This is a genomic window from Pedobacter sp. (genome assembly GCF_035317785.1).
Taxonomy (GTDB): domain Bacteria; phylum Bacteroidota; class Bacteroidia; order Sphingobacteriales; family Sphingobacteriaceae; genus Pedobacter.
The window spans coordinates 1-5,808 of sequence record NZ_DATHGC010000313.1 but is presented as its reverse complement, the minus strand read 5'-3'; the positions used below and the strand labels follow the sequence as shown (position 1 = coordinate 5,808).

Sequence of the window (5,808 nt, the reverse complement as noted above, 5' to 3'; positions counted from 1 at the left end):
GCGTTTGCCAATATTGCCCATACCCAGAATCCCAAGCGTTTTGCCATTGAGCTCATCGCCGCTATAATTATTACGCCAGTTCCAGTTGTCCTTTTTGACCTCAGCCACCGAAGTATACATATTGCGCATGAGCATGAGCATCAGCGATAAAGTATGTTCAGCAATCGTTGCCGCATTGCTGCCCGGCGCATTGATCACCTTCACATTTCTGGCGGTAGCGCCTGCTACATCCACATTATCCAGTCCCACACCACATCTGGCAGCTATCTCCAATTTTGGGCAGGCATCCATGAGTGCCGGATTGATCTGCCCCTTCCCCCTTGTAATGATGGCATGAATTTCCTCACACGCCAAAACAGCACTTAAACTCTTCGCATCATAACCGGTAAATATCTGTGCATTTGCCTCCAGGATCCATAAAGCCTCCTCTGCAATGGTTTCTAACAACAATACACCCTTTTTACCCATTTATTTATGATACAAAGTAGCGTTATCAGACCTGTATCCTCTAAAATCATTTCTGTTGGAGACGTATAAGCCCTCTTCATAAAGGTCATCTTCAAATATCTTTGGATCTACCTCAGATCCCGGGACAGAAGATATCTCTACCAGGTTACCTGCAGGGTCGCGCACAAACATCTGCATGGCCCCATCAGGCAGTTTTCTTACCTTACCCCATGGATGTATGTCTATGACGTTCAGTTCCTTCATCCGGAAGAAAAGACTATTGAAGTCATCCACCTGTACACAAATGTGTCCGCGGAAAGAAGTCTTGTCGCCTTCCCATTCAGAGATGTGCAGCTGTTGTTCCTCATTGAATTTAAAAAACATCACAGGATAATCGAACCGAAAGGCCGCAAGCGGCTCCAGACCCAATTCCTGCTGATAGAATTCCCCTGCCTTTTCCAGATTGTCAACGATGACTGTGACGTGATTGATTTTGATTGCCCGTGCCATATGTCTGTAATTTATAAATACAATAATTAGATTTTTTGTTTGAATTCGTGTACAAAATCCCAGTTGGGTGTTAAACCCAGCCCCGGACTTGAAGGTGCCGCGATTACGCCGTTATTGACCGTAATCTGCTCCTGCACCAGGTCATACATCATCGGGTTTCCACCCAGGGAAAACTCAATGATCGTCGCTGCAGGCGAAGCAAAAGCTACGTTCAGCCCCGCCATAAAAGAAAAAGCAGAACCCCAGCAATGCGGTGCCAGCTCAAGCTGCTGCACAGCAGCCAGGTGGCCGACGCGCATGGCTTCCGATATACCACCAATAATAGCAGCATCAGGCTGGATCACATCAATCGCCCTCAGTTCCAGCAGGTCCCGGATATCAAAGCTGGTATACTCACTTTCTCCCGCAGCAATCGGTATCGCTGTTGAAGCCCTTACTTCAGCGGTACCGTGTCTGTTGTCCGGGCTGATAGGCTCCTCAAACCAATACAGGTTGCAATCTTCTACTCCCCTGCAAAACTGCTTCGCCTCAGGGACACTAAAAGTCCCGTGTGCATCAGCCATCAGCTTAATATCCGGCCCAAGCGCTGCCCTGGCAGCTTTGACCCGGTCAATACTGGTCTGAACGTTTTTATCCATCACCCCGACACGCATTTTTACCCCGTTAAACCCCTTGCTCACATACCCGTTCAGCTGCGCACCGATATTGTCCACATCGGCCCAGCCGCCACTCGCATAAGCAGGCATTTCATCACGGCAAGCGCCTCCAAGCAAATCCATTACAGGCACACCCAATGCTTTTCCCTTCAAATCCCATAACGCAGTATCTATGCCACTCATTGCCGACACAGTTAGACCCCGCCGGCCCAGTATAGGAAATTTCCTGCCTCTGGTCAAAGCATAATGGTCACGTGTACCATTGTACATTTCTTCCCACAAACGGGTAATGTTTCCTGCATCCTTACCGATCAGGCCGGGCTTCAGTTCATTCTCTACACAGCTCACGATGGAGGCACAAACCCCTGAAGACCCAACGGCAGCCTTAGCCTCGCCAAAACCCTGAAGACCATCTTCAGTAGTAACCACAACAAGGGTCATGTCAAAATTGGTAAGCAATCCATAGTCGGAAAAGTGTTGCTTTTCTTTTGGAATAGGACAGCGAAGCCAAAATGCCTCTACATTAGTTATTTTCATTGGTATATATAAATTTTTAAATCAGTTTTGATAAAGTATCGAATGATTTGGTCGTGAGCATGGTGTAAAACTCAGCTGTTACTGAAGTACTTCCATGATCTTCCAAAAATTTCTTTTGTTCTCCGGAAAGGTCCTGCGGGCTTTCATCGATAGAACCAGGGTATGGATTGGCGGGCGTGCGGTCCAGCGGCGAGCAGAATTCAACGGACAGTACCTCATCATAGCCTACTTCCTTTAAAGTATCAATGATCTTAGGCCAGTTCAGGTTGCCCATACCAGGGGCCATTCTGTTGTTGTCCGCTACATGAAAACCAACCAGTCTTCCCTTCGCCCGTCTGATTGCATCAAACATATCCAATTCTTCTATATTCATATGAAAGGTATCCAGGCAGACTCCGCATTTTGGTCCGACAGCCTCAGCGAGTGCCAATGCCTGGTCGCCACGGTTGATGAAATAGGTCTCAAATCTGTTGATCGGCTCTATACCCAGCAAAATACCCGAGGCCTCGCTATATTCGTATATTTCTTTCATGGAATCTACTGCCCATTGCCACTCCTCATCAGGTCTTCCATCGGGCACGATTTTTCCAACAGTACCAGGTACCACCGATACCATGTGTCCGTCCAGCTCTTTCACCATCCTGACCACATCTTTGACATATTGTACCGATTTTGCCCGCTGGCCTTCATCCTTAGCCAGCAGATTGCGGTCTTCCAGCATCAGTGTTACAGAGCCCCAGCAAGACAGATTATAATCATTTAATAATTTTCTAACTGTTTTGGTATCGTAATGCTCCGGACTCCCGGCAATTTCAAGTTTAGTATATCCCAGACCAGAAACCCTGCGAATGGTGGTTTCTATGGTTTCGGATCGCATCCAGTTGTGTATAGAGAGTTCCATAAATATATATAGGGTACAAGAAAAATTAAGGCTGTCTGTAAGGCACGCTCATAGCGACCTTTCCTGCCCATTTTTTTGGTACAGGTTTGTTTAAGGTCCAATGCACCGCATTGATGACCAGTTGCTGCATGCCTTCTTCATTGAAGTCCTCCGGATGTCCGAGCGTGGTGGTAAATACACGGCCACCTGCCGGTGTCGTCCAGGTCCAGGCCACAGGATTATCGATAGCTGCTTTGTCTGGATTTACTGATTTACCCATCAACAGCCAGGTCGATCCCTTCACCGGATAATCCGGCAGTACACGATACAACCATGATGTGGCATGAAATTCTGGTTTTATACCTGTCAGTATGGGATGTTTGGCCTGCGCCGCAATCACAGAGACATCAGTAGAAGATTTGTGGCCATAATGGGTATGTCCGCCTTTTCCCCAGCCACCGGGCGCACCAAGGGCAAACTCCCCAAAGGAATTCCAATGCACTAATTTATGACCCGCAGGGTAATTGAAAGCATGTGTGCTCGTTCTGAAACCCATCACCGGTTTTCCGGACTTCAGGTAATCGTCAATATATTTTACCTGCTCCTCTGGCAATCTTCTCCAGCGCAGAAAGAACACCGCCAGATCCGCGTCTTTTAATGCTTCCAGACCAGGGATATTTTCTTCTGAGTTGTGATCAGGCGATGATTTCAGCACGATAGTGCGCATCCCGTAGTTCTTCTCCAGCTCAGCAGCAATCAATGGCATAGTTGCTTCACTGCTGTATTCATGGTCTCCCGTCACAAATACCACCAGAGGTTTTTTGGATTGCCCGGATTTATTTTGGGCACTTGAACAATATGAAAAGAATAATAATGTAAAAGACAAGGCTAAACAAAGGATGATCCTCAGGTTTCTCATTCGAACAGTTTTAATGGTTAGAAGTGTGTTGACTTATCCAAAAATAGCATTATTTCAATGGAATGCAAGGGAAAGATCAATCGTTTGCGTGAAATATCTGCTTTTCTTTAATCTCATTCGCACCTTTTTCAGCTGTATCTTAGTCATCATCAGATAATCTGCAGCATCCTCATCCCTGATCGGCCCCTCGGTAACTGAGCAAATGACATCTGCTATAAACTTTATTGTAAATTTTTATATATTGTTGGTTTTTATTACTTAAAATTGTTTACATTATTTATCCATGAGAGAAGACTCACTATCAAATAAAGTTTATGTGGAGCTGAGGAGAAAATTATTGTCCCAGCAGCTTTTACCAGGAACAAGATTGAAAGAAGGATTTTGGGCAGAGCGGATGGAAGTAAACCGGATGGCTGTTAGAGAAGCTCTAAACAGACTTTTAGGGGAAAATTTGCTTGAAAAGGGAGAAAAAGGAGGATATTTTGTCAAATCTACAAGTGCTAAAGACCTCAGAGAAATAAGGGAGCTGCGCGAAGTTCTGGAACTAGGCGCAATAAGACTTGTATTTCAAAAAATCAACAAGCAACAGATAAACGAACTGGAGAGTATATGTGACGATTTTACTGCTATGGTGAATAACGGTTATTTCGGAGGTGCTTGTGAGGCTGACGTGAAATTTCATGAAACATTAATAAATATTGCAGGAAACCAGAAACTTAAGGATATTTACTCCTTAAGCAATATCCCGTTGTTCCATCTGAAGCTTGGGAGAACACAGAGGCACATGGAAGATTATCAGCTAACCGACAAAGAGCATCGTGAAATAATTGACGCCCTTAAAAGCAAAAACCTGGGTGTGGCCGAAGAACGCCTCACTAAACATCTTCTTAGGGGCGAAATAACAGCTTTGGATTTAACGTAAGAAAAGCCTTCAATTCTGAAAAAGTCTCAAAATACCATTCGAGATTTTTTTATACCGTTGTTTTCGTCATTAAATTTTTAGATGATTCAGCTGCTCTTTCAAAAACACATTTAAGCCAAAATACTTTAAGCATTAGTTAAAATTGGTCATACGGCGGATTATTATTTTATATTATTTTGTTTACAAAAATAGTGTAAATCAGTAAACCAACCAAACCAAAATATGACAAGTAAAAATTTGTTTCTGTATCGTCACTATCTTCTGCTGGTGGCCGCGCTTTTAGTATGGATACCAGACCCGGTCAATGCCCAGGAATTTAAATCTGTTCATGGAACTGTAATTGACAGCATAAACCGCAAGCCATTGCCAGGCGTAATCGTATCTGTCAAAAATGGTGTCCAAAAATCGATAACTGATGATAAAGGCAATTACTGGATCTCTATGCCAAAAGCATCCCAGGCATTGGAATTCAGACTTATCGGTTTCGAAACCCAAAGCGTAGACATTAGAGATGACCTTATCGTCAATGTAATACTTCAGGAAAGCAACGAAAATTTAGAAGAGGTAGTTGTTGTTGCCTTTGGTAAACAAAAGAAGCAAGATGTTATAGGTGCGGTCACGTCAATAAACCCCAAAGAGCTGAAAGTTCCGTCGAGCAATTTAACCACAGCACTTGCTGGCCGGCTGGCCGGCGTTATTGCCTATCAGAGAAGCGGGGAGCCCGGCATGGACAATGCCTCATTTTTTATTCGGGGTGTTACTACATTCGGTTACAAAAAAGATCCGCTCATCTTAATTGACGGAGTAGAGCTGCCGACCACAGAACTGGCCAGGCTACAGCCTGATGACATTGCAAGTTTTTCGATTATGAAAGACGCTACAGCAACATCTTTATACGGTGCCAGGGGAGCTAATGGAGTTATACTTGTCACGACTA

7 protein-coding genes are annotated in these 5,808 nt (G+C 44.6%); 2 read left to right on the top strand and 5 right to left on the bottom strand.

Features of this window, described 5'->3' with window-relative positions; translation table 11 throughout:
• From VK541_RS19575 to VK541_RS19555, 5 genes are all read right to left on the bottom strand, one after another.
• Positions 1 to 468, bottom strand: a 468-nt coding sequence (locus tag VK541_RS19575) for an NAD(P)-dependent oxidoreductase (RefSeq protein WP_324372114.1), incomplete at its 3' end; no start/stop codon positions are given.
• Positions 469 to 957 (bottom strand): VOC family protein, encoded by a 489-nt coding sequence (locus VK541_RS19570; protein WP_324372113.1) that lies wholly within the window; start codon positions 955 to 957, stop codon positions 469 to 471. It abuts the gene before it with no gap.
• Between the two features lie 26 nt (positions 958 to 983).
• Positions 984 to 2,150 carry a mandelate racemase/muconate lactonizing enzyme family protein gene (locus tag VK541_RS19565; RefSeq protein ID WP_324372112.1) on the bottom strand — a complete coding sequence of 389 codons (1,167 nt, stop codon included), beginning with the start codon at positions 2,148 to 2,150 and terminating at the stop codon, positions 984 to 986.
• A 16-nt stretch (positions 2,151 to 2,166) separates the two neighbouring features.
• The gene (locus VK541_RS19560; RefSeq protein WP_324372111.1) at positions 2,167 to 3,051 is read right to left on the bottom strand and encodes a sugar phosphate isomerase/epimerase; all 885 of its coding nucleotides are present in this window, start codon (positions 3,049 to 3,051) and stop codon (positions 2,167 to 2,169) included.
• A 25-nt stretch (positions 3,052 to 3,076) separates the two neighbouring features.
• Positions 3,077 to 3,949: a ThuA domain-containing protein gene (locus VK541_RS19555; RefSeq protein ID WP_324372110.1), complete on the bottom strand. Its 873-nt coding sequence runs from the start codon at positions 3,947 to 3,949 to the stop codon at positions 3,077 to 3,079.
• Between the two features lie 283 nt (positions 3,950 to 4,232).
• On the opposite strand from VK541_RS19555, the gene VK541_RS19550 reads away from it, so the two are divergent.
• On the top strand, positions 4,233 to 4,871 hold the full coding sequence (locus VK541_RS19550) for a GntR family transcriptional regulator (RefSeq protein WP_324372108.1): 639 nt from the start codon (positions 4,233 to 4,235) through the stop codon (positions 4,869 to 4,871).
• Between the two features lie 222 nt (positions 4,872 to 5,093).
• Positions 5,094 to 5,808: TonB-dependent receptor plug domain-containing protein (locus VK541_RS19545; protein WP_324372107.1), on the top strand; the 715-nt coding region annotated here is incomplete at its 3' end.